Consider the following 26,525-nt stretch of genomic DNA (forward strand, 5'->3'; position numbering starts at 1 on the left):
TATGCCTGATGTTTGTGGAATCGAAGGCCGTAGTATACCTCAACCTGTGTGTGGGTGTTTTACGAAAGTTGGCCTTATGCGAGTGAAACCCGCGTACCGTATTTTTAAAAATTTAATATGCGTTATTTATACTTTATTGAATTTATCATTTTTAATATCAATAGGTTTTGCTGTGGGTTTGATTTTGTTTAATAGTTGATTAAATACCTTTCATTGTGCGTGTGTTTATTTGCTGTCCTTGTGGTTTTGTTTTTAATTATCATTGTATTGTATGGTTTATTTTATTAATTTTCCCATAATTTACTGAAAGTAAAGGGTTTATGCTTTTTTTGTTTGTATTTCGTTTATTGTCCGCATTCGGACTTAAAGTAAAGAATAATTGAACCTTTTATCTATGACGCCGCATAATCTTTCGGCGAAACATAATATGTTTACTATGCATTAATAATTGATGGATCAACTATATTACGTCCCTGAGGAGGGATGACAAATGCACACTTGGAAAAAGAAACTCGTAGTCTCACAATTAGCATTAGCCTGCACATTGGCAATCACTTCTCAGGCGAATGCGACGACTTATGATACCTTTGCTTTTCATGACGACGCGACGTCATATGGCGCGTTAGATACTGACTACCTGACCTACAGTGGTTATATTTATAACAACCCTGCAACGGATAGCAGCTATTTTGATACCGCATTCTCTGGTGATACGGTTAATGGCGTTGTTTCTACGTATTATCTGAACCGCGATTACGCAGACAGCACGGCAAATACTGTCAATGTAACCAATTCCACTATTCACGGTATGATTACTTCTAAGCCGGTATCTGGCTTTGGGGATGCCGTTGCTCATGATTGGGTTGACGGTGATGTCTTCACGTTAAATATCGATCACTCTACGATTGATGATGATTATGAAGCATTCTATTACACCGATACCTATCTGGATGGTACCAATTCGAAATCAGTCTATGAAACATACTCTGTTGCAGGACTGGGAACGGCGGTAACGCTGGATGTCGAAAGCGCCATCAATATTAGCAATAATTCGCATGTTGCGGGTATTAGCCTGGAACAGGGTGATACCACGAATGCTACCTACACCACTGGCGCAACTCAGTGGGATAACACCATTACAGTAAATGACTCAACCGTCACATCGGGTTCTTATACTGCCAATGAATCAACCGGACATTTTGGTAATTCTACCGAGCCGAGTGATTACAGTAATTCTTCTACCCTGGATGATGTTGCGTTATCGTTCACCGATAACAGCGCTTCTGCTAACCGTATGGTAAACACCGTCACGCTGAATAATTCTCAGCTGTTAGGCGATGTTCTGTTTACGAGTACCTGGAACAGTAATTTTGACCCTACAGGTCATTTGGTTGATGGGTCCACCTCGGTATATACCCACGGCGGCTGGGCAGATGATGATCAAAACGTCGATCACCTGAACCTGACGCTGAATAACACCAGCTGGACGGGGGCTGCGTATATTGATTACGACACCGTTGTGACCCCTTCCCAGTTCTATGACATTGCGGCTAACAGCTTAGATCCAAGTGCGACAAGTTCTGATTCTTGGAACCGTGTTAACAGTGCAAACTCCTTCCAGAGCGGTGTGTTTGATATCGCGTTGAATAACGGTTCAGTCTGGAATACCACCAAAACGTCTCTGATTGATACCCTGGCTATCAACAGCGGCTCTCAGGTGAATGTTGCCGACGGTTCTTACTTAACGTCTGATACCATTACGCTAAATGGCGCTTCTACGATGAATATCGGCGAAGACGGCGCAGTGGATACCGATCATCTGACGATTAACACGAACAGTACCGTGACGCTGTCTGATGACGTCAGCTCAGCGTGGACGGGCACTGCTCTGTATGCCAACACCATTACCGCAACTAACGGCGGTATGCTGAATGTCGAGACTAGCAACAACGGCGCATCCAGCCTGTTCACTGCCGGTACACTGGAACTGACTAGCGGTAATGTTGCTGATAACAACGGCAACGTGTACGCCGGTGTGTTCAACATTAACAGCAATAACTACGTGCTGAATTCTGACCTCGTCAACGATCGTACCTGGGATACCACTCAGGCTAACTACGGTTACGGTGTGATTGCGATGAATTCTGATGGCCACTTGACCGTCAACGGCAATGGCGATATCAACAGCGGTGACGAAGCGGATGCCAGCAGCACCAGCGACAACGTTACAGCTGCAACCGGTAACTACAAAGTTCGCATTGATAACGCGACGGGTACTGGTTCCGTTGCTGACTATAAAGGCAAAGAGCTGATTTACGTTGATGATGTCAACACCAACGCCACCTTCTCTGCGGCAAACAAAGCTGACCTGGGTGCATACACCTATCAGGCTCAACAGGTGGGCAACACTGTTGTGATGCAACAGATGGAACTGACGGATTACGCGAACATGGCGCTGAGCATCCCGTCTGCAAATACCAACATCTGGAACCTGCAACAGGATACTGTCGGTACGCGTCTGACCAATGCACGTCACGGTCTGGCGGATAACGGTGGCGCGTGGGTGAGCTACTTCGGCGGCAGCTTCAACGGCGACAACGGCACCATTAACTACGATCAGGACGTTAACGGCATCATGGTCGGCCTTGATACCAAAGTTGACGGTAACAATGCACAGTGGATTGTCGGTGCCGCAGCGGGCTTTGCGAAAGGTGACGTAAGCGATAACAGCGGACAGGTGGATCAGGATAGCCAGACTGCCTATATCTACTCTTCTGCTCGCTTCGCAAACAACCTCTTTATTGATGGTTCTTTGAACTACTCTCATTTCAACAACGATCTGTCTGCTAACATGAGCAACGGTCAGTACGTTGACGGTAGCAGTGCTTCTGATGCCTGGGGCTTCGGTCTGAAACTGGGTTATGACCTGAAACTGGGTGACGCAGGTTACGTGACGCCTTACGGTAGCGTATCCGGTCTGTTCCAGTCTGGTGATGACTATAAGCTGAGCAACGACATGAAAGTTGACGGTCAGTCTTATGACAGCATGCGTTATGAACTGGGTGTTGATGCCGGTTATACCTTCGCTTACAGCGATGACCAGGCGCTGACTCCGTACTTCAAACTGGCGTACGTTTATGACGATGCGGGTAACGATGCTAACGTCAACGGTGATTCCATCGACAATGGTACAGAAGGTTCTGCGGTACGTGTTGGACTGGGTACTCAGTTCAGCTTTACCAAAAACTTCAGCGCATATACCGATGCCAGCTACCTCGGCGGTGGTGACGTAGATCAAGACTGGTCTGCGAATGCAGGCGTTAAATATACCTGGTAAGAATTCCTATTAGAGGACTCGGTATTTTAATCCCAATAAGCCCGTCAAGGATTTGACGGGCTTTTATGCAAGGAATGCGTAAATGTTATCTGTAGATAAGCCTTTTCTGGAATTTGGTAAGCTGGATAAATGTTTGTCGAAATATGGCGAGCGTTTTGAATATGAAAATGAAAAACAAATAATATATTCCAGTGATGTAAATAAAAACGACACTTTTGTTGTTTTAAAGGGGGTTGTCTCGCTGAGGCGAGGAGAAACCATACTGGTTGGCATTACACAGGCACCGTTTATTATGGGACTTGCTGATGGTGTGATGAAAACAGATATTCAATATAGATTAATAACAGAAGGTTACTGTACGGGTTATTATCTGCCCGCGTCCCAAACGATTAATATTATTGAACAATGCCAGCTATGGCGCGAGGCCTTTAGCTGGTTAGCATGGCAGCACTGCATGCTTGAATTACGCGATCTGCAATTAATTGGCAATAACTCCTACGATCAAATCCGCGCCACGCTGATATCCATGATGAAATGGGATGAGTTACTGCGCTCTCGCGTTGGTGTTATGAACTATATCCACCAACGAACACGTATTTCACGCTCTGTCGTCGCAGAAATTCTCGCGGCACTGCGTAAAGGCGGCTACATTGAAATGAATAAAGGCAAACTGGTGAATATTAACCGTTTGCCTTTTGAGTACTAAATCAGGATGCGGGGATAACCTGGGGTTTGTTTCCGCTCAACTCACTCACCAGATCGTTGATACCATCGCTCATATTGGTAAATCGGGTCAGCGGAGAACGGGTAACCACAATAAAGGCCCCTACGTTTTTCTGCGGGATCATCGCCATATAGGTAATGAATCCACCACCCCCACCGGTTTTTTGAATAATCCCCGGGCGGCCATTTTTCGGTGCCATATAGACCCAGCCCAGGCCCAGCGCATCGGCTTTGCCTGGCACGTCCATGCCAATTACTTTGGTTAACTGTGTACGCTGATAAATCAGCGTCTGCATCCGGTCAGCCTGCTGGCTGCGCTGATAAAAGTCTGAAGAGAGATACTGCTGCATCCAGCGCATCATATCGCCAGGCGTCGAATAGACGCCGCCGCTGCCCATAGCCGCCAGCGTATTGTTACACGGGCTGGCCCCTTTTTCGGCGACCATCAGGCGCTTGCACTGATCGGGTGAAGGCGTAAACGTGGTGTCTTTCATCCCGAGCGGTCGGGTAATTTTCTCTTCAAACAGCTGTTGATAAGGCTTACCGGACGCGGCTGCCAGCGCATCGGCCAGTAGATCGAACGCCAGATTCGAGTAGGAGGCCTGCGATCCGGGAGCAGCTTTCAGCGTGGCGGTAGAGAGGTAACTCCAGCGCTGCTCGCGCGTTGGCCAGACAAATACCGGGCGTTTTGCCGCACCGCCTGGCTGCTCGCGGGGTAGGGCGCTGGTATGAGTCGCCAGATTCACCAGCGTGATCGACGTTCCCTGCCAGGTCGGGACTCGTGCACCGGGCGGTGCATATTTACTCAATGGATCGTTCAGTTTTACCGTGCCCTGATCGAGTAATTTGACCAGCATTTCACTGGTCATTAATTTGGTAATTGAGGCGATGCGGATCACCGAATCCAGCTGCGGATGAACATTATTGCCAGGGCGTGTTTCGCCAAAGCTGCGAAATACACGCTGATTACCGTCAATGACCACGAGCGCCATTCCCGTCGCCCCGCTGCCGTAGAAGATATGATCGGCGTAACGATCGACGATATCAGAGGCGAAGACCGGATCGGTGATAGGCTGTGCCGCCTGGACAGATGTCAATGACGCCGCACACAGCGCGGCAGAAAAAAGCAGACTACGTTTCAACGGTGGTGTCCATGAGTTAGGGGTAGTAAAAAAGGATGACGTGCGTATGCGTATTTATACTACTCATCGGCATATTGCAAAGTGCTATTACGCCAATCATAGTGTGAAAAACGTAACGATGAGTAAACGTTACCTTTTCCCCCGGAGTGGATGTTCGCTTTTGTGATCTCACGCTGCGATAATCTGAATATGCCGGAACGCTGTCAGGTATGAAAACCATAGAAACAATTCTTCAGGGCCGGTAGCGAACTAAGCGCGTCGGTTCTGGTCACAATTGTCGGTTTCAGCATGTGTTTATTGGGCGTTAGCCGTCTTGCCATCGTTTGCACGCTGGCAAATGCACAGCAGTCGTCATAACGATAAGAAGTTAGCAGGAGAGCACTATGTTTACGTCTTTTTTCCCAAAGCCGGGACCGTTCTTTATTTCGGCATTTATTTGGGCGCTGGTCGCCGTTGTATTCTGGCAGGCAGGTGGGGGAGCCTGGGTTGCACATATCACCGGCGCATCGGGTGATGTGCCTATCAGCGCCGCCCGGTTCTGGTCGCTGGATTATCTGATTTTTTATGCATATTACCTTCTCTGCGTCGGCCTGTTCGCCGCGTTCTGGTTTATCTACTGTCCACACCGTTGGCAGTATTGGTCCATATTGGGCACGTCGCTGATTATCTTTGTGACCTGGTTTCTGGTTGAAGTCGGGGTTGCCGTCAACGCCTGGTATGCGCCGTTCTATGACCTGATTCAAACCGCACTGAGCGCTCCTCATAAGGTGAAGATTGAACAGTTCTATCATGAAGTGGGGATCTTCCTTGGCATCGCGCTGATTGCCGTGGTAATTGGGGTGATGAACAATTTCTTCGTCAGCCATTACGTGTTCCGCTGGCGTACCGCGATGAACGAACATTATATGGCGCACTGGCAGCATCTGCGTCATATCGAAGGCGCCGCGCAGCGTGTGCAGGAAGACACCATGCGCTTCGCCTCTACGCTGGAAGATATGGGCGTCAGTTTTATCAACGCGATTATGACGCTGATTGCCTTCTTACCGGTGCTGGTCACGCTGTCTGCGCATGTCCCTGATCTGCCGATTGTTGGCCATGTTCCCTATGGTCTGGTGATTGCTGCCATTGTCTGGTCGTTGATGGGGACCGGCTTGCTGGCGGTGGTGGGGATCAAACTCCCGGGTCTGGAGTTTAAAAACCAGCGCGTGGAAGCCGCTTACCGTAAAGAACTGGTCTACGGCGAAGATGATGCTAATCGCGCAACGCCGCCGACCGTGCGCGAGCTGTTTCACGCGGTGCGTCAGAACTATTTCCGCCTCTATTTTCACTATATGTACTTTAATATCGCCCGTATTCTTTACCTGCAGGTGGATAACGTTTTCGGTTTGTTCCTGCTGTTTCCGTCAATTGTTGCCGGTACGATTACGCTCGGTCTGATGACGCAAATCACCAACGTGTTTGGTCAGGTGCGCGGATCGTTCCAGTATCTGATTAACTCCTGGACGACGTTAGTGGAATTAATGTCTATCTATAAGCGTCTGCGCAGCTTCGAACGTGAGCTGGATGGTCAGGATATTCAGGCCGTAACCCATACGCTTAGCTAACAAAAGGAGATGTTATGTCGACGGTTTCCCGTCTTTACCCCTGGTCTTGTCTGGCGGCGTTGGTGCTGGTGGGATGCAGTAGCCAGTCTTCGCAGCCGTTAAAAAAAGGGGAGAAAGCCGTCGATGTGGCGAGCGTGGTCCGTCAGAAGATGCCGGCCAGCGTGAAGGACAGAGACGCCTGGGCGCAGGATCTGGCCAGGACGTTTGAAAGCCAGAAGCTGGCACCGACGGTTGAGAATGTCTGTTCGGTGCTGGCGGTAGCGCAGCAGGAGTCTAACTATCAGGCGGACCCGGCGGTACCGGGCTTAAATAAAATAGCCTGGAAAGAGATCGACCGCCGCGCTGAGCGCATGCATATTCCGCTGTTTGTGGTGCACACCGCGCTGAAGATTAACTCGCCGACCGGCAAAACCTACAGCGAGCGTCTGGATTCGGTAAAAACGGAAAAGCAGCTTAGCGCTATTTTTGATGATTTTATCAATATGGTGCCGATGGGGCAGACGCTATTCGGTTCGCTTAATCCGGTGCATACAGGCGGTCCGATGCAGGTCAGCATCGCGTTTGCTGAACAACACGCTTCAGGCTATCCGTGGAAAATGGCGGGGACGGTACGTCAGGAAGTCTTCACCCGTCGTGGTGGGCTGTGGTTCGGGACCTATCATTTGCTGAATTACCCGGCGAACTATAGCGCGCCTATCTTCCGTTTCGCTGATTTTAATGCGGGCTGGTACGCCAGTCGTAATGCGGCTTTCCAGAACGCGGTGACTAAGGCCAGCGGCGTGAAACTGGCGTTGGACGGTGATTTGATTCGCTACGACAGCAACGATCCGGGCAAAACAGAGCTGGCGGTACGTAAGCTGGCCGGGAAGCTGGACATGAGCGAGAGTGATATCCATCGGCAGTTGCAAAAAGGTGACAGCCTCGCGTTTGAAGAGACCGCGTTGTACAAGAACGTGTATAAGCTAGCGGAAGCGAAAACGGGCAAAACCTTACCCCGCGAAATGCTGCCGGGTATTCAGCTCGAAAGTCCAAAGATTACCCGTAATCTGACCACCGCGTGGTTTGCGAAACGGGTGGATGAGCGACGGGCAAAATGTATGGGTCAGTCATCTTTGTGATGGCGTTGGCGCCAGTGCAACACGGCTGCGATGGTGCCAAGAATTAGACCGCCGACCAGGAAGGGAATCAAACCAAAAATTGTTCCTACGCCCAATCCGATCTCGATGTGCGGGCGTCCGCTCTCCTGCATTTGCAGTTGCATTAGCTGTTCATAAATACCGGGTGCGTGAGCCAGTAGGGTTAATACCTGCGCCCCGACCCAAAAGCAAAACAGCACAAAGACGGCATAGACAATGTTGCCGGTCAGCGAGGAGGGATCCCGATGCTTGCCCTTAAACGGGAATTTTGAGAGCGTAAAATCAGCCATAAAGACCTCCAGCAACAACCTGCTTTTCTTGACGTAATGCCAGTAACTGACAGTGAGTCTGACAGGTGATCGGGATTGTCAATATCAGAATGATGGTAATTTCAGCCAGGGATTATTCCTGGATTTCGTTTTTTTGCCTGTCGTCACAAATATGTAACCTTAAGTGAAATTAGATTACATCTAAGAAATTCTGCCTACGCCACAGACCGCCAGAGAGAAATGTGCGAGGATGCGTCTTTATAACGTTGTGATCCCCGGAGCTGTTATGAACCTGCCTGTAAAACTTCGCCGCGACTGGCACTACTACGCGTTTGCTATTGGGCTTATCTTTATTCTCAACGGGGTGGTGGGATTACTGGGATTTGAAGCGAAGGGGTGGCAAACCTATGCGGTGGGGCTGGTTACCTGGGTGATTAGCTTTTGGCTTGCCGGATTGATTATCCGCCGCCGCGCGGAAGATGACGAAACGCAGGATGCCCAATAGCTATCGGGCACCCTGGCGGGGGTTTACATACTGGTTTTCAGCGCGCTGTTTGCCGCATGACGCTCCAGCGCCAGTTCGATCAGACGGGTGATCAAATCGGTATAACCTAAGCCGCTCGCCTGCCACAGTTTTGGATACATACTGATATTGGTGAAGCCCGGTAGCGTGTTGATCTCGTTGATCACCACGTCATTTTCCGCGGTTAAGAACACATCTACGCGTGCCATGCCAGCGCAACCCAGCGTCTGGTAAGCCTGGATCGCTATCTCGCGGATCTTGTCGTTAATCTCCGGCGCAATGGCCGCCGGGACCACGACTTTGGCACCGTTATCGTCAATGTACTTGGTGTCATAGGCGTAAAAATCGCTGTTCAGAACGATCTCGCCACAGGTGCTGGCCTGCGGATGATCGTTCCCCAGCACCGCGCATTCGATCTCACGACCAACGACCCCTTGTTCCACCACCACTTTATGGTCGAACTCAAATGCCAGCGCCACGGCCTGGTTATATTGAGCTTCGTTGGTGACTTTACTGACCCCAACGGACGAGCCCTGATTAGCCGGCTTGACGAACAGCGGCAGGCCCAGGCGCGATTCAACCTCTGCGAAGCTGATGCTATTACGATTAGCGCGGGTGAGCGTAATAAAGGGGGCAATGTTTAATCCGGCGTCGCGCAGCAGACGTTTAGTCACGTCTTTATCCATGCATGCCGCTGAGCCCAGCACGTCGGAACCGACGAACGGGAGATTTGCCACGCGCAGCATACCTTGCAGGGAACCATCTTCGCCCAACGTACCGTGCACAATCGGGAAAATAACATCGACGGTTTGCAGCGGCTGACCGTTGTGCGCATCAATCAACTGGTGTTCTTGCTTTCCCGGTACCTGCGCCAGGCTGGTTGCCGAAGGACGCAGCGCAATACGCGCCGGGTCGTTGGCATTAAGTAGATAGTTGCTGGCATCGCTGACGTGCCATTGCCCTTCTTTATCAATACCTAACAGCACAACATCAAAGCGAGTCTTGTCGATGGCATCGACAATATTTTTTGCCGATTGCAATGACACTTCATGTTCTGCTGATTTACCACCAAATACGATTCCTACCCGCAACTTTGCCATCTTAAAAACCCATTCCATGAATGCAAAGCACATACATTACCACGACAAAACGCAGGATTCCTCGGCTTCTGGCAGAATGTTTTCGTGCGTCGCCAGGGAAAGGAAACTCACAAATCTGCGCTGGAGCCTCAAAGCATATTCCCCTGCAATAAATAGGGGTTATGTGTGATGAATATCACAAATATGATGAGCGGGGAGATAAAATACTAAACTGTGAGGTATCGCACCTCTGGGCCCTTGTCCGGACACGTAATTTGTTAAGCTGCTCGCAGTTTTCAGCTACTTATCGTTATGAGTCCCTATGGAATCCTGGAGAGTTAACCTTATTTCCGTTTGGTTCGGGTGCTTTTTTACCGGACTGGCGATCAGCCAAATCCTGCCTTTTTTACCGCTCTATGTTTCCCTGCTCGGGGTGACCTCGCATGAAGCGCTATCGATGTGGTCCGGGTTAACGTTTAGCGTCACCTTTCTGATTTCCGCCATTGTTTCGCCGATGTGGGGCAGTTTAGCCGATCGTAAAGGGCGTAAGCTGATGCTGCTGCGCGCCTCGTTGGGGATGGCGATTGCGATTTTATTGCAGGCCTTTGCCACTAATGTCTGGCAGCTTTTCCTGCTGCGTGGTGTGATGGGATTAACGTCGGGATACATCCCTAATGCGATGGCGTTAGTGGCGTCGCAGGTTCCGCGTGAACGCAGCGGTTGGGCGCTAAGTACGCTCTCTACGGCACAGATTAGCGGGGTGATTGGTGGGCCGCTGATGGGCGGTTTTATTGCCGACCACGTGGGCTTGCGCGCGGTATTTTGTATTACCGCCGGGCTGCTGGTGGTCAGTTTCATGGTCACGCTATTCTTCATTAAAGAGGGTGTGCGCCCAACGATTAAAAAAAGTGAACGCTTAAGCGGCAAGGCTGTGTTCGCCTCGTTGCCTTATCCGGCGCTGGTGATCAGCCTGTTTTTTACTACCCTGGTTATCCAGTTGTGCAACGGATCAATCGGTCCCATTCTGGCACTGTTTATTAAATCGATGGTGCCAGACAGCGGCAATATTGCCTTTCTCAGCGGGCTGATTGCCTCGGTGCCTGGTATATCGGCGCTGATTTCAGCCCCCCGGCTGGGCAAATTAGGCGATCGGGTGGGAACTGAACGGATCCTCATGGCGACGCTTATCTTTGCCGTGGTGCTGTTTTTCGCCATGTCCTGGGTCACAACGCCGTTGCAGTTGGGGGTATTGCGTTTCCTGCTAGGCTTTGCCGATGGCGCAATGCTTCCTGCCGTGCAAACGCTACTGGTGAAATACTCCAGCGACCAGGTAACTGGGCGTATTTTTGGCTATAACCAGTCGTTTATGTATCTGGGCAACGTCGCCGGACCGTTAATGGGAGCCACTGTGTCGGCCATGGCGGGTTTTCGCTGGGTGTTTATCGCGACCGCGAGCATTGTGCTGATCAACATTTGGCAACTGGCTGTCGCGTTACGACGTCGGCGTCGCACGCGCTGAATGGCGAATAAACCCCGTTGGCTGTCAGCGGGGTTTATCCATAAGTTTGTATTATATTATTGGGTGATTATTAAGCTTCTCACCCTTTTATATTGAATAATTCTGTCGTAATTCCCAATTCATCTTATTTTGCGGTGTGATTGTTTTCGCAAAACGTTTTATTTCTGCTAAAAATACAACTTTCATCCCCTAGGCAGTTGGGAGCCATAATGCTACCGTGACCCATATTTTGTTAAGGGAATACACAAATGAAAAATCTCGTCACTGAGTTGTTACTTAAGCTCGCCCAAAAAGAAGAAGAGTCACAGGACCTCGCCGCTCAGGTAGAAACCTTAGAGCGCGTTATCATGGAAATGCTGCATACGATGGCGACGCATGAGCAGCAAACACTGATTCGTCATATTGAGGGTACACTGGCAGGCGTAAGCCGCATGCCAGCCTGTTTAACAACCTTGCATGACGTCGGCGAGAGGGTACCCAAAGCGTATTGAGGTTTGCGTAGCGCCTCACGACGTTGAATCATCATAAAAGTGTCACATCAAATACTTATAGTCGCTTTGTTTTAATTTTACCGTATTTATACATGGAGAAAATAAAGTGAAACAAAGCGCACTCGCTATTGCCCTGTTACCTTTGCTGTTTACCCCGGTTATTTATGCAGAATCATCTGCTGTGCCGGTTATGGATAATCGCGCCGCTCAGGGGGATATCACCATGCCGGGTGGCGCTCGCCGATTAGCCGGCGATCAAACGGCCGCTCTGCGTGATTCACTGATTAATAAACCGGCTAAAAATATTATTTTGCTGATCGGCGATGGTATGGGTGACTCAGAAATTACTGCAGCGCGAAATTATGCCGAAGGCGCGGGCGGCTTTTTTAAAGGGATTGATGCGCTACCCCTGACTGGACAATACACCCACTATTCGCTGGATAAGAAAACGGGTAAACCCGATTACGTGACAGATTCAGCGGCTTCGGCAACGGCGTGGACCACCGGGGTTAAATCCTATAATGGTGCGCTGGGCGTTGATATCCATGAAAAAGATCACGCCACGATTCTGGAAATGGCAAAAGCCGCAGGTCTGGCTACCGGCAACGTTTCTACTGCTGAATTACAGGATGCCACTCCGGCTGCGCTGGTTGCGCATGTTACGTCACGTAAATGCTACGGTCCGAGCGTGACCCGTGAAAAATGCCCGACTAATGCGCTGGAAAACGGCGGTAAAGGGTCAATCACTGAACAATTGTTGAATGCCCGTGCCGACGTCACGCTGGGGGGCGGGGCAAAAACGTTTGCTGAAACCGCTGCTGCGGGTGAATGGCAGGGCAAGACGCTGCGTGAGCAGGCGCAGATGCGTGGCTATCAGTTGGTGAGCGACGCGACCTCGCTTGCGGCAATCACTGACGCCAGTCAGGATAAACCGCTGCTGGGGTTGTTCTCTGAAGGTAATATGCCGGTGCGTTGGGAAGGACCAAAAGCCTCGTATCATGGCAACATTGATAAGCCGGCTGTGACCTGTACGCCAAATGCCAAACGCAACGACACGGTGCCGACGCTGGCACAGATGACGGATAAAGCGATTGAGCTGTTAAGCAAAAATGAAAAAGGCTTCTTCCTGCAGGTGGAAGGCGCGTCAATCGATAAACAGGATCATGCTGCTAACCCGTGTGGGCAGATTGGCGAAACGGTCGATCTGGACGAAGCCGTACAGCGCGCGCTGGCCTTTGCGAAGAAAGACGGTAATACGCTGGTGGTGGTAACCGCCGATCACGCGCATGCCAGCCAGATAGTGGCGCCAGATACCAAAGCGCCGGGCCTGACTCAGGCGCTGAACACCAAAGATGGCGCGGTGATGGTCATCAGCTACGGCAACTCTGAAGAAGAATCTCAGGAGCATACGGGCAGCCAACTGCGTATTGCCGCCTATGGGCCGCATGCGGCGAATGTGGTTGGCCTGACCGACCAGACCGATTTGTTCTACACCATGAAATCGGCTTTAGGGCTGAAATAAGTACACGCCCGGCGGCATTACTTTTGCTGTCGGGTGGTTTTTTTATCGTTAGCAGCCAGACTTATCTGTGTCTCGTCGTTCAGAAAAGGAAGGTGCTATGAAAATATCATTAGTCATGACGTTGCTTTTTGGTCTGCTTTTTTTAGCGACTGTTGGCGCCGCCGAGAAAACGCTAACCCCGCAACAACAACGAATGACCACCTGTAACCAGCAGGCCACAGCGCAGACCTTAAAAGGGGATGCGCGTAAGAGCTATATGAGTGATTGCCTGAAAAACAGTAAATCGGCCCCCGAGGAAAAAAGCCTGACGCCACAGCAACAGAAGATGCGTGAATGTAATGTTCAGGCAACGGAACAGTCGCTGAAAGGTGATGATCGCAATAAATTTATGAGTGCCTGCCTGAAAAAAGCAGCGTAATTGCGTAGTACATAAGGGTGAGCAGCGAAATTCGCTCACCCGAAATATCATACTCCCGCGCACGTCCTCCTTTCTATAATTTGGGAAATTTGTTTCAGAATGTTCCTAAATACGATGAATGATGAAAGTTTCTATCAAAAAAAGGTCGTCCCAAATGAAGCGGTTTTATCGCTTCATCAAAATGACCATCAGCGCTCCGGACTGCGATTTGCCCGACGGATCAGGCTGCCGCGCGCGGTGGGATTGGGCGGGATGTTTTTCCCTATCGCGTCGGTCCTGGTGTCTCAGCCGATCACCGGAGGCTGGTGGCTTTTATTGGTAGGATGGGCTTTTGTCTGGCCGCATCTGGCATGGCAGTTGGCGGGCAAAGCAGATGACCCGATGCATAGCGAATTCACCAACTTAAAAGCCGATGCGATTCTGACCGGAATGTGGATAGGGCTGATGGGGGTAAACCTGCTACCGTCGACGGCCCTACTGATGATTATCTGTATTAACCTGATGGGCGCAGGGGGAATACGGTTATTCATCGCCGGTCTGGTGTTGACGATTGTCTCATGTCTGGTCACCCTGCAACTGACGGACATCCCCGTGGTGTTTAGCAGTACGCAACTGAGTGTGATGTTGTCGCTGCCGGTGTTGGTGTTGTATCCGCTGCTGTTTGCGTGGGTGAGCTATAAGACGGTCATCAAACTGGCTGAGCACAAGCGTCGGTTGCAGGTGATGAGCACGCGAGATGGTATGACCGGTGTGTATAACCGACGTCATTGGGAGCTTTTGCTGCGCAATGAATTTGATAACTGCCGCCGTTATCAGCGCGACGCCACGTTACTGATTATCGATATCGACCACTTCAAAAGTATTAACGATACCTGGGGCCATGACGTTGGCGATGAGGCTATTGTCGCGCTAACGCGTCAGTTGCAGATGACGCTGCGCGGCAGCGATGTCATAGGGCGTTTTGGTGGCGATGAATTTGCTGTGATTATGTGCGGTACCCCGGCGAGCAGCGCCATCGCCGCCATGTCTCGTGTCCACGAACGACTCAGCCTATTGCGATTGTCCTGTGCTCCGCAGGTTGCTCTGCGTATCAGCGTCGGCGTCGCACCGCTGACTTCAGAAACGGAACACTATCGAGAATGGCTGAAATCGGCGGATATGGCGCTTTATAAAGCAAAGAATTCCGGACGTAACCGCACTGAAGCGGCGGCCTGACGTCCGGTTGCCCACTCAGGATTTGCTTAGTTTTTCCGACTGTTCCATGCACTTAACCATCGCTTCAATGACTGAAGAACGGAAACCACGGGCTTCCAGAACGCGCACGGCCTCAATGGTTGTTCCACCTGGTGAGCACACCATATCCTTCAGTTCTCCAGGATGTTTTCCTGTTTCGAGAACCATTTTTGCTGACCCCATCACCGCCTGTGCGGCGAATTTATACGCCTGCGCACGGGGCATGCCGCCCTGGACGGCCGCATCAGCCATCGCTTCAATAAACATAAACACGTAGGCCGGCGCAGAACCGCTGACGCCGACGACCGGGTGAATCATCGATTCCGCAATCACTTCAGCTTCGCCAAAGCAGCGGAAAATATTTAATACGTCAGCCGTATCTTCCGGCGTCACCAGCGCGTTTGGCGTTACGGAGGTCATGCCCGCATTAACCAGTGACGGTGTGTTGGGCATCGCGCGGATAATTTTACGGTCATGACCCAGCGCGCGGGCAAGCTGATCGAGCGTGACGCCAGCGGCAATAGAGACGACCAGTGAATCTTTGTTCAGGCTGGAGGTGATTTCGCTCAGCACTTTAACCATGATGCCGGGTTTCACAGCACCAAAGACAATATCGGCAATTTGGGCGACTTCCTGCGCCGACTGCGCGGCGTTGATGCCGTACTGGTCGTGTAATGCGGCGACTTTATCAGGAGAGGGGGTATAGACCCAGATTTGTCCGGGGAGAACCTGACCACTGGCGATCATGCCTCCAAGAATGGCTTTGCCCATATTGCCGCAGCCGATAAAACCAATTTTCTTGTCCATCTTGTCACTCCCTATGCGTGATATTCATTGTTTTATACCCGTCATACTTTTGAATTACTTAGGGTATACCTGGGAAAGTTAAGCTTAGCGCGGAATGGATATGTTCAGAAGGAGAAACAGCACTTTGCCGGAAAGTAAAAGCACGAGACAATGTGCGATTGCACAGGAACCAGGAGGTGTTATGACAATATGGGTGGATGCGGATGCGTGTCCGAATGTGATTAAAGATATTTTGTACCGGGCTTCAGAGCGTATGCAGATGCCGCTGATTTTGGTCGCCAACCAGAGTTTGCGCGTGCCGCCTTCGCGTTTTATCCGTACATTACGTGTTCCTGCCGGGTTTGATGTTGCCGATAACGAGATTGTGCGCCAGTGTAGCGCAGGCGATTTGGTGGTAACGGCGGATATACCGCTGGCTTCTGAAGTGATTGAAAAAGGGGCCGCGGCGCTGAATCCTCGTGGCGAACGCTATACCGAAGCCACCATCCGTGAACGTCTGATGATGCGTGATTTTATGGATACACTCCGTGCCAGTGGGATCCAGACCGGAGGCCCGGACACGCTTTCACCGCGCGACCGACAGCATTTTGCTGCTGAACTGGATAAGTGGTGGCTGGAAGTTCAGCGTAGAAAATAACGACTGTAATTTATTTTTTACACTTTCATCATTGTGAAATCTTGTTATAGTGAGAATTAATGGGCTTTTTAGTCTGTGGTGGAACTTATTCTTTACGTTTTGGTGATGTACTAGTTTGATGGTATGATTATAACTTTAACAGCATCAGATCCCGCTTGTGGGCGGCTCTCTGGGGAATTTCTTCGATGACGCAACCTCTTTTTCTTGTTGGCCCGCGGGGGTGTGGTAAGACGACAACCGGTATGGCGCTGGCGAAAGCTATCGACTTCCAGTTTGTTGATACCGATCGCTGGTTGCAATCACATGTGCAAATGACCGTTGCCGAAATCGTTGAAAGAGAGGGGTGGGAAGGATTTCGCGCTCAGGAGACGACCGCTTTGCAGGCCGTGACCGGCCCCTCAACGGTTATTGCGACCGGTGGCGGCATTATTCTTACCGAATATAACCGTCACTACATGCGAAATAACGGCATGGTCATTTATTTAAGCGCGCCGGTCTCGGTACTGGTGAGTCGTCTGGAAGCCGCGCCTGAGGAAGGATTGCGGCCAACCTTAACCGGTAAACCGCTGACCGAAGAGGTGCAGGAAGTGCTTGAGCAACGCGACGAGCTGTATCGTCAAGCGGCGCACTTTATTGTTGATGCAACGCACGAACCCTCTCAGGTTGTGGCTGATATCCTGGCGATGATGTCCCAGGCTGCGCCGCGGTTGCAGGGTGGGGTCTATACTTAACGCTTATCCATTCAAAAGGAAGCGCTATGCCGACAAACCCCCCTTATCCACGTAAAGCGACGATTGTTACTGTTGAAAAAGGTACGCCAGGCCAGACGGTCACCTGGTATCAACTCCGCGCTGACCACCCGAAGCCGAATTCGTTGATTAGCGAACATCCGTCCGCGCAGGAAGCAATGGATGCCAAAAAACGCTATGAGGATCCGCAGAAAACCTGAGGTCGGACGCTGTCTGTGTCACATTTTTCGCACGTCTCTGGAGAGTGCGAAAAATGAAAAGTAAACGATAACAATAAATTATTAGAATGATTTGGAATCTTTACACAATGTATTGCTTATCTGCTGCTACGCTTTTGAACATTTGTAGCGCAGGTCAGTGCCCGGCATTTATCCGGGAATTCACAGCAAAGTAAGAAGACGGTGGAGCAACACATGAGTACGTCGTTGGCTATCCTCACGATTGGCGTTGTGCCGATGTGTGAGGTATTACCGCTCCTGACGGAATATATCGATGAGCAACACATTACCCACCATAGTTTGCTAGGGCAGATGCGGCGGGAAGAGGTGATGGCCGAGTACGCCATCTCGCCGGGCGACGATGTGTTATTAACGCTGCTCAGTGACCAACAGTTGGCGCACGTTTCGCGCCAGAAAGTGGAACGCGCGCTGCAAGGTATCGTTGAGGTGCTGGATAATCAGGGCTTTGACGTCATTTTATTGATGAGCACTGCGGTCATTACTCGTCTGACGATCCGAAACGGCATCCTGCTGGAGCCCTTACGTATTATTCCCCCTCTGGTGGCGTCGATTGTCGACGGGCATCAGGTTGGTGTGATTGTCCCCGTCACTGAATTACTCGCCGCCCAGACGCAGAAATGGCAGGTGCTACAAACGCCGCCAGTCTATGCCGTGGCCAATCCCATTGATGGCACTGAACAACAACTGATTGATGCTGGAAAGCAACTTCTTGAGCAAGGTGCCGACGTGATTATGCTCGACTGCCTGGGGTTTAATCAGCGTCATCGTGATGTACTGCAAAAATCACTCGACGTTCCGGTACTGTTGTCGAATGTGCTGATAGCCCGTCTGGCTTCGGAACTTCTGGCGTAATTTTGCGTGACAGAGGGAACGTCAGGCCCCTATATTGGTTGTTAACTTAATAACGAGATAGGGCCAGTGGTATGCTTCAAAGTAATGAATACTTTTCCGGCAAAGTAAAATCGATTGGTTTTACCAGCAGCAGTACTGGCCGCGCCAGCGTGGGTGTGATGGTGGAAGGCGAGTACACCTTTGGCACGGCGGCACCTGAAGAGATGACGGTGGTGAGCGGGGCATTGAATGTATTGCTGCCGGGCGAAACTGAGTGGAAAGTGTATGCTGCCGGGGAGACGTTTAACGTGCCTGGGCACAGTGAATTTCATCTGCAGGTCGCAGAGCCGACGTCCTATCTTTGCCGTTACCTGTAAGCGTAATATGCCGGATAAGCCGCTTGTGGCGTTATCCGGCAAGACGGGTGCGCTTAGCGCTGCGCTTCGCCGCCTAATCCTTCCACCAGGCTTTTAATCAACGCTGCCAGTTCACCGGTCATCAGGATGAAATCGGCATCAAAACGCTGACCGTAATCTTCTCTGTCGATATCTTCGTTCTGGTCGCGCAGCTCATCGCAGAACTTCAGACGCTTAATCGAGCCATCGTCACACATCAAAAACTGAATGCGCTGCTGCCAGTCGAGAGCCAGCTTGGTGACGACTTTTCCGGCTTCAATGTGCACGGCGATCTCATCACTCACCAGGTCCTGTTTCTTCGCCCGGATCACACCACCGTCTTCCAGCATAGCTTTCAGTTCGGCTTCATCCAGCAACTGGAATCCCTGCGCAGTCGTCCCGGAACGGACCCATTCAGTGAGCGTGAGCTCTATCGGGTTTTCCAGGGTCAGCGGGACTACCGGCAGTGAGCCCAGGCTTTTACGCAGCAGTGCCAGCGTATCTTCCGCTTTCTTGGCGCTCGCACAGTCGACGATGATCAAATCATTAACGGTGTCTATCCACATCATTGTCTGGCTAAAGCGGCTAAAGGCACGCGGCAGCAAGGAGTGCAACACTTCATCTTTCAGCGAGTCTTTCTCGGTCTTCTTGAGTTTGCGACCCTGCTCAGCTTCCAGCTTGAAGATTTTGGCTTCCAGCGCCTGCTTGATCACCGGCGACGGCAGAATTTTTTCTTCTTTGCGGGCGCAGATAATAATTTGGCCATTGTTAGAATGCGTCAATGCGTCGCTGTGCGATCCCATCGGCGGAACCCAGCCCATTTTTGCCATATCCTGGCTACCACAAGGGGTAAACGTCATTGAGGCAAGCTGTTTTTCCATCTCTTCGGCGCGCAAAGAAACATCGCGGCTAAGACGGTAAACCATTAAATTTTTGAACCACAGCATGATAATTTCCACGGCCTTGTCGTTAAATTCAGCGGGCATAATAACGAATTGTCGGCGGGCGTGCATTGCCTAACACCATGCTCGCCTCTACTCTGTTGATATTCCCAAAAAATGAGGACCAGCGTGTGCGTATAGGAATCGATTTAGGTGGTACCAAAACAGAAGTTATCGCGCTGAGTGATGCGGGGGAGCAACTTTTCCGCCATCGCCTGCCCACGCCGCGTGATGACTACCGGCAAACCATAGAAACTATTGCCGCACTGGTGGATATGGCGGAAAAAGCCACCGGACAGACCGGAACCGTTGGTATGGGGATCCCCGGATCGATTTCCCCTTACACGGGGGTGGTGAAGAATGCCAACTCAACCTGGCTCAATGGGCAGCCTTTTGACAAAGACTTAAGCGTGCGTCTGAACCGGGAGGTCCGTCTGGCTAACGATGCTAACTGCCTGGCGGTCTCTGAAGCGGTAGACGGCGCTGCGGCGGGCGCGCAAACGGTGTTCGCGGTGATTATCGGTACCGGCTGCGGCTCCGGGGTGGCGTTTAATGGTCGGGCGCATATCGGCGGCAACGGTACTGCGGGTGAGTGGGGGCATAATCCGCTGCCGTGGATGGACGAAGATGAATTGCGCTATCGGCAGGAAGTACCGTGTTACTGCGGGAAGCAAGGTTGTATTGAAACCTTCATCTCCGGGACCGGGTTCGCCACGGATTATCATCGCCTGAGCGGTAATAAACTGAAAGGTAGCGATATTATTCGGCTGGTGAGCGAAGGTGATGTGCTGGCGGAACAGGCGTTACGCCGCTATGAATTGCGCCTGGCAAAATCGTTGGCTCATGTGGTGAACATCCTTGACCCGGACGTCATCGTGCTGGGGGGCGGGATGAGTAATGTCGACAGGTTGTATCAGACCGTTCCGTCATTGATTAAACAGTTCGTCTTTGGCAGTGAGTGTGAAACGCCTTTACGCAAGGCGTTGCACGGTGATTCCAGCGGGGTTCGCGGTGCGGCCTGGCTGTGGCCGCAGGGGTAATTTTGCTATGCCGGATGGCGCTTATCCGGCATACAATTTACGCCTGTAGGGCGGTTCAGACGCCCATACAGCAGCAGCGATGACATGGCGGAAAACGACAGCAGGGCCGCTGGGAGGGTTACGTAGTTGTAGGCAAAACCCAGCGTCAGCATCATGCCGCCGCAGTATGCGCCAACCGCGCTACCGAGGTTAAAGGCCATTTGCCCACCGGCGGCACCCAGCAGTTCGCCGCCTTTCGCATTTTGCAGCAGCAAAATTTGTAGCGGGGCCGACAGCGCAAACAGACCCGCGCAGCAAATAAAGGCGAAGGTCAGCGACGCGGCTTTCATATCGCCGACGAAAAACAGCATCACCAGGGCCAGCACAATCACGAAGTCGGTCACCACCGCAATGCGCAGCGGCGTATAGCGGCCCGAAATCCGCCCACTCAGCAGATTGCCCAGCACCATGCCTAATCCAGCCAGCATCATGATGAAGGTCATCAGCGCTTCAGAAAAACCGGAGATATACATCATGTATGGCTTCACATAGCTAAACCAGGCGAACACGCCGGCGTTGCCAAACATCGTAGCGGAGAAAATAAGCCACGGTGCCGGGCTTTTCAGAAAGTGAAATTGCTCTCGCAGTTTGCCTTTTGCTTCGTCACTGATGTTGGGCACCCAGAAGGCAATCGACGCAATGACTGCAATGTTAAACACGGCGATCAGCAAAAAGGTGTAGCGCCAGCTAAATGCCTGACTCAGCCAGGTACCGACGGGAATGCCAATCAGGTTGGCGACGGTCATCCCACTGACCATGCCAGCGACGGCGGCGGTGACTTTCCCCGGGCGTGCGAGTTTAGTCAGAATAATGGCCCCGACGCCAAAGAATGCGCCGTGCGGAAAACCGGAAACCAGCCTGCCGACCGCCAGCATAAAATAGGATGAGGAGAGGGTGAAGATGGCGTTACCTATTACACACAACGTGACCAGAAACAGCAGAATATGTTTCAGCGAAAAGCGGTTGGAAAAGATCGCAATAATCGGCGCACCCAGCACCACGCCGAAGGCGTAAAACGAAATCATGTGGCCCGCCGCAGGAATGGAAATTCCTACATCTCGCGCCAGCTCGGTTAACACACCCATGATGCCAAACTCGGCCATGCCCAGCCCAAACGTCCCGAGGGCTAAAGAGAAAATCACTTTTTTCATACGACCTGCCAGCAATATCAGCGCAGATGTGCGCCACAGCGGCGAACGTTCGCCGCCAATAAGAGCATAGCTTGCGGATAAGTGAAATGAAATGCCATTTCATATCCGTCTCTGAGTATGCAATATTATGCTACATATTGTGCCGGATGGCGCTAACGCTTATCCGGCCTGTGAAGCCGCACCCGTCTGTCGACTACTCCACCGCAAACATCTTGTCGAGTTTGCTATAACCCAGCCCGTTGATTTTCTTCACCTTGATTTGCACCGGAATGCGTTCTTTCATGGCCTCGACGTGGCTTATAACGCCAATGGTTTTGCCGGTGGCATTTAGCGCATCCAGCGCGTCCAACGCGGTATCCAGCGTTTCGCTGTCCAGCGTGCCAAAACCTTCATCAAGGAACAGGGAGTCAATGCGCGTTTTGTGGCTGACCAGATCGGACAGTGCCAGGGCCAGGGCCAGACTTACCAGGAAGCTTTCACCGCCGGACAGCGTGCGGGTATCGCGAACGGCGTCGGCTTGCCAGGTATCAACCACTTCCAGCTCCAGCGCTTCGCTGGCTTTTCGCTGTAGCAGATAGCGACCGTGCAGGCGGGTCAGTTGATTGTTAGCCAACCACACCAGGTTATCCAGCGTCAGGCCTTGGGCAAACTTGCGGAATTTATCCCCTTCTTTCGAGCCAATTAGCGCATTCAGATAGCCCCAGTCTTCGACCTGGCTGGCCGCCTCTTTAATCTGCTGCATTAATGCCTGCTGACGCTGGCGGTTATCGCTGTCCTGCTTAAGCTGCTGGCGTAACTCCCCCTGTTGGGTGGTGTTCTCTCGAAGTTGTTGCGCCAGTTGTTGCAGCCGGGCTTGCAGGGTTTGTGCGTCGGCGTCCAGCCCCTCCGGGCGCAGCGCCTGATGCGTCTGCAGTTGTTGGCTGGCTTGCCCGGACAGCGCCGTTGCCTGCTGCGATTGATTTTCCAGCGTCTGTTTTAACTGCTCAAGGCGGCGGACGGTATCGTCATCCAGCAGCGCGGAGAGGAACGCCTCTTGATCGGCAAAGCAACTGGCCGCCAGGGCGGCGGTAAATTGCGCCTGCGACTGTTGCAAGCGTTCGCTTTCCAGCGTTTCCTGCTGTTGCTGTGCAGCAAGCTGGCTTTGCAGCGACACGCAGTCGTCGTGAATTTCGCGCCAGTTTTCAGGGATAACCGTTTCGGCTTCTGCGGTGTCCGTTGCCGGAAGCGTGTCGAGCAGCGGCTTCAGGGCGTGAATGCGTTCCTGAATCACGCCATGCTGCGTCTGTTTCTCCTGCCACTGCGCGAATTCGGTTTCGCGGGCGCTTAACCAGGCTGCCTCTGTGCCGTCTTCCGGTGCAGTCAGTGACAGCGCGGACAAGGCGCTTTCCAGCCCCTGATGCGTCGTCGCCAGCTGTTGTTGATACTGGCGTTCCTGTTGTTGCTGATCGTGTAACTGGTTTTCCAGCGTCAGGCGCTGGCTGAGCAGATAAAGCTGGCGCTCGTAGTGCTCCTGTTCGCCCATCCAGCCGGTAATATCCTCCTGAATATTCAGCGTAATATTCAGAGCGGTGCAAACGTCCTGCCACTCTTTAGTGAGTGCTTGCTCTTCCTGAGAGAGCGTCTGTATCTCTTCTGTCTCACGCTGGATTTGCTGTGTCAGGGCATTGACCTGCCCCAGAACCAGCAGACCTTCCTCTTTCAGTGCTGCGACTTCTTTGGCTAACTGGTCGCGACGTTGCTGGTTTGCACTCAGTTCCAGCGCCTGATACTCCGAGACCGCAGGATGTGCAGTAGAGCCGCATAACGGGCAGGGCTGTCCGGCCTGCAAAAGCGCGCGCTCTGCCTCCAGACTTTTGATTTTTTCTTCCTGTTTGCAGAGCGTTTCAACGTCCAGGTAGTGCTGATTTTTTTCTTTATATTGCTGTCGGCGTAGCGTGAGCGTTTCATTGAGCGCGGCCTGCTGCGCCTGCGCTTTTTGCACGCTTTCACCGTTCTGACGCAGACGTTTTTGCAACGGCTGATAGCGAGCATGAAGTGAGGTCAGACGCTGACGGAAAGCCCGTGATTGCGCTTGCTGTTCCATCGCGACCGCAACCTCATCCGCGGTGAGCGTCAGGGCATTTTCCGGCAACGCCGCCAGTTTCTGGCGTAACTCAGCGATACGGGCAGCGAGCGCCGTAAGCTGATGCTTATCGCGACTACGCTGAGAAAAAAGTGCGCGCCAGCCCGCAATCTCCTGGCCCCATAAGCGGAATCGATCATGCTCCGCCAACCACTGCGCCAGTGCGGTAAGTTCGGTCTGAAGTTGCTCGTGGCTGCGCAGTGCACCGTTGCGGATGCGCGCGCGCAGCGAGGTTTTAGCGTGTAAGCGAGTATTTACTTCAATGATCCGCTGCTTTGTTTGCGCCAGGCGTGCAGTCTGCTCCTGCTGGCGATCCCACAGTGGACGAAGCTGGTTGGCAGGCTGAGCGAGCTGGAGTCTTGCCAGCTCAGGCGCGGCGTCCGCAAGCGCCTGTTGGGCCTGCTGCGCTAAGCTAGCCACGCGCTGCTGTTCACGAACCAGTTCTTCGCTGCGCGTAACCCATTGAAAATCTTTCTGCTGATGTTGCTGCTGCGCCAGCAAAATTTTTTCTTCGTCAGTAAGTACCTGCAAACTTTGCTGCAACTGCTGTTGCTGCTCTTCGCTTAACAGTACGACACCCGCCGCCTGCGCTTCGCATATTTCGAGCGTATTGCGCGCCGCTTTGTGTTTTTCAAACACCATTGCCGAAATTTGTCCGTAGATTTCGGTGCCGGTCAGCTCTTCCAGCAGCTCAGCGCGCTCCTTGGGTTTGGCGTTAAGGAAGGCGGCAAATTGCCCCTGCGACAGCAGCATCGAACGCGTAAACCGTCCGTAATCCAGCCCGGTGAGCGTGGCGGTCATGTCCAGTTTATCTTTGATTTTATCGGCGAGGATTTTTCCGTCGGCGCAGCGGGCAAGTTCCACGCGCGGGACCTGCAGATTGCCGTCAGGCTGATTACGCGCCCGATTCTGGCTCCAGAACGCGCGGTAGGCTTCGCCTTTAACTTCGAACTCGACCTCTGCCAGACACTCGGCGGTGTCGCGGGTCATCAGGTCGTTTTGCGACTGTGATACGGTATTCAGGCGCGGTGTCTCGTGGTACAGCGCGAGACAAATCGCATCAAGCAGGGTGGTTTTTCCGGCCCCTGTAGGCCCGGTGATGGCAAACAGACCGTTGCTGGCAAAAGGCTCTGCCGTGAAGTCGACTTTCCATTCCCCTTTCAGGGAGTTGAGGTTTTTCAGGCGCAGGCTAAGAATTTTCATGCGTCAGCCTCCCCGGCAAGCGTCTGTAACGTGTCATTAAACAGCTGATTAAGACGTTCCCGCCTCGGCGCTTCCAGTTCCTCCAGCGCCAGACGGCGGTCAAAGACTTCCGTCACGCTCAGTTCGCTCAGCGTTTCACGCCGCTCATTGGCCATAATACGCTCGCGCTGCTCCCGACTGCGGCGCACCAGCAGAACCTCTACCGGCAGGTCTTCCGTCAACGCCTGAATTTTGCGCTGCATGTCGTGCAGGTAATCGTCGGTGGTGATTTCAATATCTAACCAGACGGGCGTTTGCAGCTCTACATCGCGCCATTGCTCAAGCTGGGCGGTAATGGCGGCTAAATCGCCTTTCAATACTGCCAGCGGCTGCGTGACCGGTACGGTGAGATTGTCGACGGTATGTAGCTTGCCGTCTTCGAAGCTCACCAGATGCACGCCTTTGCTTTTGCCACATTCGTCAAAACTGAGGGCAATCGGCGAGCCACAGTAGCGAATATGTTCTGTTCCGCCGATGACCTGCGCCCGGTGAATATGTCCCAACGCGATGTAATCTGCTGGCGGGAAATTCTGCGCCGGAAAGGCATCCAGTGTGCCAATATAAATGTCACGTACCGCGTCACTTTTGCTGGCACCGACGGTCGTCAGGTGCCCGGTTGCAATGATCGGCAGGTTGCGTTCACCGCGCAGTTCACAGGCGTCCAGGTACTGCTGCTGGTAATAGTCGGTAATTGCCCCCAGCAAATGCTGTTGTTTTTCGCTGCCGGTGAGTCCCGCCTGGCTGGTGATGATGTCGCGTGGGCGTAAAAAGGGAATCGGGCACAGCACGGCGCCTGGCGTGCCGTCGCGGCGTTTCAGTATTTGCGGTCCATGGCCTGCGCTGGCGACCACCGTGGTGTTCAGAAACGCCAAAATATCGCGTGATTCATTAAGCGTGGCGACCGAGTCATGGTTGCCTGCCAGCACCACCAGGTGGCAGCCTGTTTGCTGCAAATTGACGACAAAGCGGTTGTAAATCTCGCGGGCATAGCTCGGCGGTGAGCCGGTATCAAAAATATCGCCTGCCACAATAATGGCATCCACCTGATGGGATTGTGCGGTCTCCAGCAGCCAGTCAAGAAAGGCCTGATGCTCGGCGGCGCGGCTCTTGCTGTAGAAGTTTTGGCCCAGATGCCAGTCTGAGGTATGAAGGATGCGCATACGAGTTCCATGACGAAAAAGCAATGAGGGGGATTATACCCTTGCAATGGCGTGAATATCTTGTTTCCGGGCTGTCATAATTCAACAACATTGGTTAAGCCTGGACTATCTTTTTCATAAATCTGTCATAAATCTGACGCATAATGGCGGCGTATAGAGGGTATGAACGATTAAAT

The 26,525-nt window shown here is 52.1% G+C and carries 24 protein-coding genes; 16 read left to right on the forward strand and 8 right to left on the reverse strand.

Translation table 11 applies throughout. The annotated features are described in order from the left end of the window. Positions 1 to 490: 490 nt before the first annotated feature. Positions 491 to 3,337, forward strand: a complete 2,847-nt coding sequence (locus tag FCH32_RS04460) for an autotransporter outer membrane beta-barrel domain-containing protein (RefSeq protein ID WP_174360569.1) — start codon at positions 491 to 493, stop codon at positions 3,335 to 3,337. A gap of 82 nt (positions 3,338 to 3,419) precedes the next feature. Further along, positions 3,420 to 4,043 carry a hydrogen peroxide resistance inhibitor IprA gene (iprA, locus tag FCH32_RS04465; RefSeq protein WP_115259261.1) on the forward strand — a complete coding sequence of 208 codons (624 nt, stop codon included), beginning with the start codon at positions 3,420 to 3,422 and terminating at the stop codon, positions 4,041 to 4,043. A gap of 1 nt (position 4,044) precedes the next feature. Here iprA and ampH read toward each other — a convergent pair whose 3' ends face one another. Further along, positions 4,045 to 5,202, reverse strand: a complete 1,158-nt coding sequence (ampH, locus tag FCH32_RS04470; RefSeq protein ID WP_174360570.1) for a D-alanyl-D-alanine-carboxypeptidase/endopeptidase AmpH — start codon at positions 5,200 to 5,202, stop codon at positions 4,045 to 4,047. Positions 5,203 to 5,585: 383 nt separating this feature from the next. On the opposite strand from ampH, the gene sbmA reads away from it, so the two are divergent. Together sbmA and FCH32_RS04480 are read left to right on the forward strand one after the other, a co-directional pair. After that, on the forward strand, positions 5,586 to 6,806 hold the full coding sequence (sbmA, locus tag FCH32_RS04475) for a peptide antibiotic transporter SbmA (RefSeq protein ID WP_096758118.1): 1,221 nt from the start codon (positions 5,586 to 5,588) through the stop codon (positions 6,804 to 6,806). A gap of 14 nt (positions 6,807 to 6,820) precedes the next feature. Next, complete coding sequence (locus FCH32_RS04480; protein ID WP_096758117.1) at positions 6,821 to 7,924, forward strand: DUF1615 domain-containing protein; 1,104 nt, start codon at positions 6,821 to 6,823, stop codon at positions 7,922 to 7,924. Here the strand turns inward: FCH32_RS04480 and FCH32_RS04485 are convergent. Further along, the gene (locus tag FCH32_RS04485) at positions 7,909 to 8,232 is read right to left on the reverse strand and encodes a DUF2755 family protein (protein WP_115259259.1); all 324 of its coding nucleotides are present in this window, start codon (positions 8,230 to 8,232) and stop codon (positions 7,909 to 7,911) included. The two genes, FCH32_RS04480 and FCH32_RS04485, sit on opposite strands and share 16 nt — an antisense overlap. Positions 8,233 to 8,497: 265 nt before the next feature. Here FCH32_RS04485 and FCH32_RS04490 point away from each other — a divergent pair, with 265 nt between their 5' ends. Continuing rightward, on the forward strand, positions 8,498 to 8,716 hold the full coding sequence (locus tag FCH32_RS04490) for a DUF2754 domain-containing protein (protein WP_115259258.1): 219 nt from the start codon (positions 8,498 to 8,500) through the stop codon (positions 8,714 to 8,716). Between the two features lie 23 nt (positions 8,717 to 8,739). On the opposite strand, the gene ddlA is transcribed toward FCH32_RS04490, so the two are convergent. Beyond that, positions 8,740 to 9,834: a D-alanine--D-alanine ligase gene (ddlA, locus tag FCH32_RS04495; protein WP_096759461.1), complete on the reverse strand. Its 1,095-nt coding sequence runs from the start codon at positions 9,832 to 9,834 to the stop codon at positions 8,740 to 8,742. A 301-nt stretch (positions 9,835 to 10,135) separates the two neighbouring features. On the opposite strand from ddlA, the gene FCH32_RS04500 reads away from it, so the two are divergent. The 5 genes from FCH32_RS04500 to adrA all read left to right on the forward strand — a co-directional run bounded on the left by FCH32_RS04500 (position 10,136) and on the right by adrA (position 14,978). Then, positions 10,136 to 11,332: a multidrug efflux MFS transporter gene (locus FCH32_RS04500; protein WP_174360571.1), complete on the forward strand. Its 1,197-nt coding sequence runs from the start codon at positions 10,136 to 10,138 to the stop codon at positions 11,330 to 11,332. Between the two features lie 248 nt (positions 11,333 to 11,580). Next, positions 11,581 to 11,823: a sigma-S stabilization anti-adapter protein IraP gene (locus tag FCH32_RS04505; RefSeq protein ID WP_137362719.1), complete on the forward strand. Its 243-nt coding sequence runs from the start codon at positions 11,581 to 11,583 to the stop codon at positions 11,821 to 11,823. Positions 11,824 to 11,929: 106 nt separating this feature from the next. Beyond that, positions 11,930 to 13,345, forward strand: a complete 1,416-nt coding sequence (gene phoA, locus FCH32_RS04510; RefSeq protein WP_174360572.1) for an alkaline phosphatase — start codon at positions 11,930 to 11,932, stop codon at positions 13,343 to 13,345. 97 nt (positions 13,346 to 13,442) lie between these two features. Continuing rightward, positions 13,443 to 13,763, forward strand: coding sequence for a phosphate starvation-inducible protein PsiF (psiF, locus tag FCH32_RS04515; RefSeq protein WP_096758111.1), 321 nt, complete (start codon positions 13,443 to 13,445; stop codon positions 13,761 to 13,763). Between the two features lie 99 nt (positions 13,764 to 13,862). Beyond that, entirely contained in the window at positions 13,863 to 14,978 is a 1,116-nt protein-coding gene (gene adrA / locus FCH32_RS04520) for a diguanylate cyclase AdrA (RefSeq protein ID WP_115259256.1), read from the forward strand. A 15-nt stretch (positions 14,979 to 14,993) separates the two neighbouring features. On the opposite strand, the gene proC is transcribed toward adrA, so the two are convergent. Beyond that, positions 14,994 to 15,803 (reverse strand): pyrroline-5-carboxylate reductase, encoded by an 810-nt coding sequence (proC, locus tag FCH32_RS04525; protein ID WP_096758109.1) that lies wholly within the window; start codon positions 15,801 to 15,803, stop codon positions 14,994 to 14,996. Between the two features lie 181 nt (positions 15,804 to 15,984). Here proC and FCH32_RS04530 point away from each other — a divergent pair, with 181 nt between their 5' ends. From FCH32_RS04530 to ppnP, 5 genes are all read left to right on the forward strand, one after another. Continuing rightward, positions 15,985 to 16,440 carry a YaiI/YqxD family protein gene (locus tag FCH32_RS04530; RefSeq protein ID WP_096758108.1) on the forward strand — a complete coding sequence of 152 codons (456 nt, stop codon included), beginning with the start codon at positions 15,985 to 15,987 and terminating at the stop codon, positions 16,438 to 16,440. A 185-nt stretch (positions 16,441 to 16,625) separates the two neighbouring features. Beyond that, positions 16,626 to 17,171: a shikimate kinase AroL gene (gene aroL, locus FCH32_RS04535; RefSeq protein ID WP_115259255.1), complete on the forward strand. Its 546-nt coding sequence runs from the start codon at positions 16,626 to 16,628 to the stop codon at positions 17,169 to 17,171. Positions 17,172 to 17,197: 26 nt separating this feature from the next. Further along, on the forward strand, positions 17,198 to 17,389 hold the full coding sequence (yaiA, locus tag FCH32_RS04540) for a protein YaiA (RefSeq protein WP_096758106.1): 192 nt from the start codon (positions 17,198 to 17,200) through the stop codon (positions 17,387 to 17,389). Positions 17,390 to 17,602: 213 nt separating this feature from the next. Next, the gene (locus FCH32_RS04545) at positions 17,603 to 18,280 is read left to right on the forward strand and encodes an AroM family protein (protein ID WP_115259254.1); all 678 of its coding nucleotides are present in this window, start codon (positions 17,603 to 17,605) and stop codon (positions 18,278 to 18,280) included. A 71-nt stretch (positions 18,281 to 18,351) separates the two neighbouring features. Next, a complete protein-coding gene (ppnP, locus tag FCH32_RS04550; protein ID WP_115259253.1) occupies positions 18,352 to 18,636 on the forward strand; it encodes a pyrimidine/purine nucleoside phosphorylase in 285 nt (94 codons plus the stop codon). A 53-nt stretch (positions 18,637 to 18,689) separates the two neighbouring features. On the opposite strand, the gene rdgC is transcribed toward ppnP, so the two are convergent. Next, complete coding sequence (gene rdgC / locus FCH32_RS04555) at positions 18,690 to 19,601, reverse strand: recombination-associated protein RdgC (RefSeq protein WP_096759460.1); 912 nt, start codon at positions 19,599 to 19,601, stop codon at positions 18,690 to 18,692. Positions 19,602 to 19,726: 125 nt separating this feature from the next. On the opposite strand from rdgC, the gene mak reads away from it, so the two are divergent. Continuing rightward, a complete protein-coding gene (gene mak / locus FCH32_RS04560) occupies positions 19,727 to 20,635 on the forward strand; it encodes a fructokinase (protein WP_117342106.1) in 909 nt (302 codons plus the stop codon). 5 nt (positions 20,636 to 20,640) lie between these two features. Here mak and araJ read toward each other — a convergent pair whose 3' ends face one another. From araJ to sbcD, 3 genes are all read right to left on the reverse strand, one after another. Next, entirely contained in the window at positions 20,641 to 21,825 is a 1,185-nt protein-coding gene (araJ, locus tag FCH32_RS04565) for an MFS transporter AraJ (RefSeq protein ID WP_153879404.1), read from the reverse strand. A 193-nt stretch (positions 21,826 to 22,018) separates the two neighbouring features. Further along, positions 22,019 to 25,150: an exonuclease subunit SbcC gene (gene sbcC, locus FCH32_RS04570; protein ID WP_174360573.1), complete on the reverse strand. Its 3,132-nt coding sequence runs from the start codon at positions 25,148 to 25,150 to the stop codon at positions 22,019 to 22,021. Then, on the reverse strand, positions 25,147 to 26,349 hold the full coding sequence (gene sbcD / locus FCH32_RS04575) for an exonuclease subunit SbcD (RefSeq protein ID WP_115259250.1): 1,203 nt from the start codon (positions 26,347 to 26,349) through the stop codon (positions 25,147 to 25,149). The genes sbcC and sbcD overlap by 4 nt, the downstream gene beginning before the upstream one ends. Positions 26,350 to 26,525 lie beyond the last annotated feature (176 nt).

This window comes from Citrobacter gillenii (genome assembly GCF_013337685.1).
Lineage (GTDB): Bacteria > Pseudomonadota > Gammaproteobacteria > Enterobacterales > Enterobacteriaceae > Citrobacter > Citrobacter gillenii.

Excerpts from the sequence above, each read along its gene's own strand:
- FCH32_RS04460 (WP_174360569.1), top strand. The coding sequence starts at position 491 with ATGCACACTTGGAAAAAGAAACTCGTAGTCTCACAATTAGCATTAGCC.
- iprA (WP_115259261.1), top strand. The coding sequence starts at position 3,420 with ATGTTATCTGTAGATAAGCCTTTTCTGGAATTTGGTAAGCTGGATAAA.
- sbmA (WP_096758118.1), top strand. The coding sequence starts at position 5,586 with ATGTTTACGTCTTTTTTCCCAAAGCCGGGACCGTTCTTTATTTCGGCA.
- FCH32_RS04480 (WP_096758117.1), top strand. The coding sequence starts at position 6,821 with ATGTCGACGGTTTCCCGTCTTTACCCCTGGTCTTGTCTGGCGGCGTTG.
- FCH32_RS04485 (WP_115259259.1), bottom strand. The coding sequence starts at position 8,232 with ATGGCTGATTTTACGCTCTCAAAATTCCCGTTTAAGGGCAAGCATCGG.
- FCH32_RS04490 (WP_115259258.1), top strand. The coding sequence starts at position 8,498 with ATGAACCTGCCTGTAAAACTTCGCCGCGACTGGCACTACTACGCGTTT.
- ddlA (WP_096759461.1), bottom strand. The coding sequence starts at position 9,834 with ATGGCAAAGTTGCGGGTAGGAATCGTATTTGGTGGTAAATCAGCAGAA.
- FCH32_RS04500 (WP_174360571.1), top strand. The coding sequence starts at position 10,136 with ATGGAATCCTGGAGAGTTAACCTTATTTCCGTTTGGTTCGGGTGCTTT.
- FCH32_RS04505 (WP_137362719.1), top strand. The coding sequence starts at position 11,581 with ATGAAAAATCTCGTCACTGAGTTGTTACTTAAGCTCGCCCAAAAAGAA.
- psiF (WP_096758111.1), top strand. The coding sequence starts at position 13,443 with ATGAAAATATCATTAGTCATGACGTTGCTTTTTGGTCTGCTTTTTTTA.
- adrA (WP_115259256.1), top strand. The coding sequence starts at position 13,863 with ATGTTCCTAAATACGATGAATGATGAAAGTTTCTATCAAAAAAAGGTC.
- proC (WP_096758109.1), bottom strand. The coding sequence starts at position 15,803 with ATGGACAAGAAAATTGGTTTTATCGGCTGCGGCAATATGGGCAAAGCC.
- FCH32_RS04530 (WP_096758108.1), top strand. The coding sequence starts at position 15,985 with ATGACAATATGGGTGGATGCGGATGCGTGTCCGAATGTGATTAAAGAT.
- aroL (WP_115259255.1), top strand. The coding sequence starts at position 16,626 with ATGACGCAACCTCTTTTTCTTGTTGGCCCGCGGGGGTGTGGTAAGACG.
- yaiA (WP_096758106.1), top strand. The coding sequence starts at position 17,198 with ATGCCGACAAACCCCCCTTATCCACGTAAAGCGACGATTGTTACTGTT.
- FCH32_RS04545 (WP_115259254.1), top strand. The coding sequence starts at position 17,603 with ATGAGTACGTCGTTGGCTATCCTCACGATTGGCGTTGTGCCGATGTGT.
- ppnP (WP_115259253.1), top strand. The coding sequence starts at position 18,352 with ATGCTTCAAAGTAATGAATACTTTTCCGGCAAAGTAAAATCGATTGGT.
- rdgC (WP_096759460.1), bottom strand. The coding sequence starts at position 19,601 with ATGCTGTGGTTCAAAAATTTAATGGTTTACCGTCTTAGCCGCGATGTT.
- araJ (WP_153879404.1), bottom strand. The coding sequence starts at position 21,825 with ATGAAAAAAGTGATTTTCTCTTTAGCCCTCGGGACGTTTGGGCTGGGC.
- sbcC (WP_174360573.1), bottom strand. The coding sequence starts at position 25,150 with ATGAAAATTCTTAGCCTGCGCCTGAAAAACCTCAACTCCCTGAAAGGG.
- sbcD (WP_115259250.1), bottom strand. The coding sequence starts at position 26,349 with ATGCGCATCCTTCATACCTCAGACTGGCATCTGGGCCAAAACTTCTAC.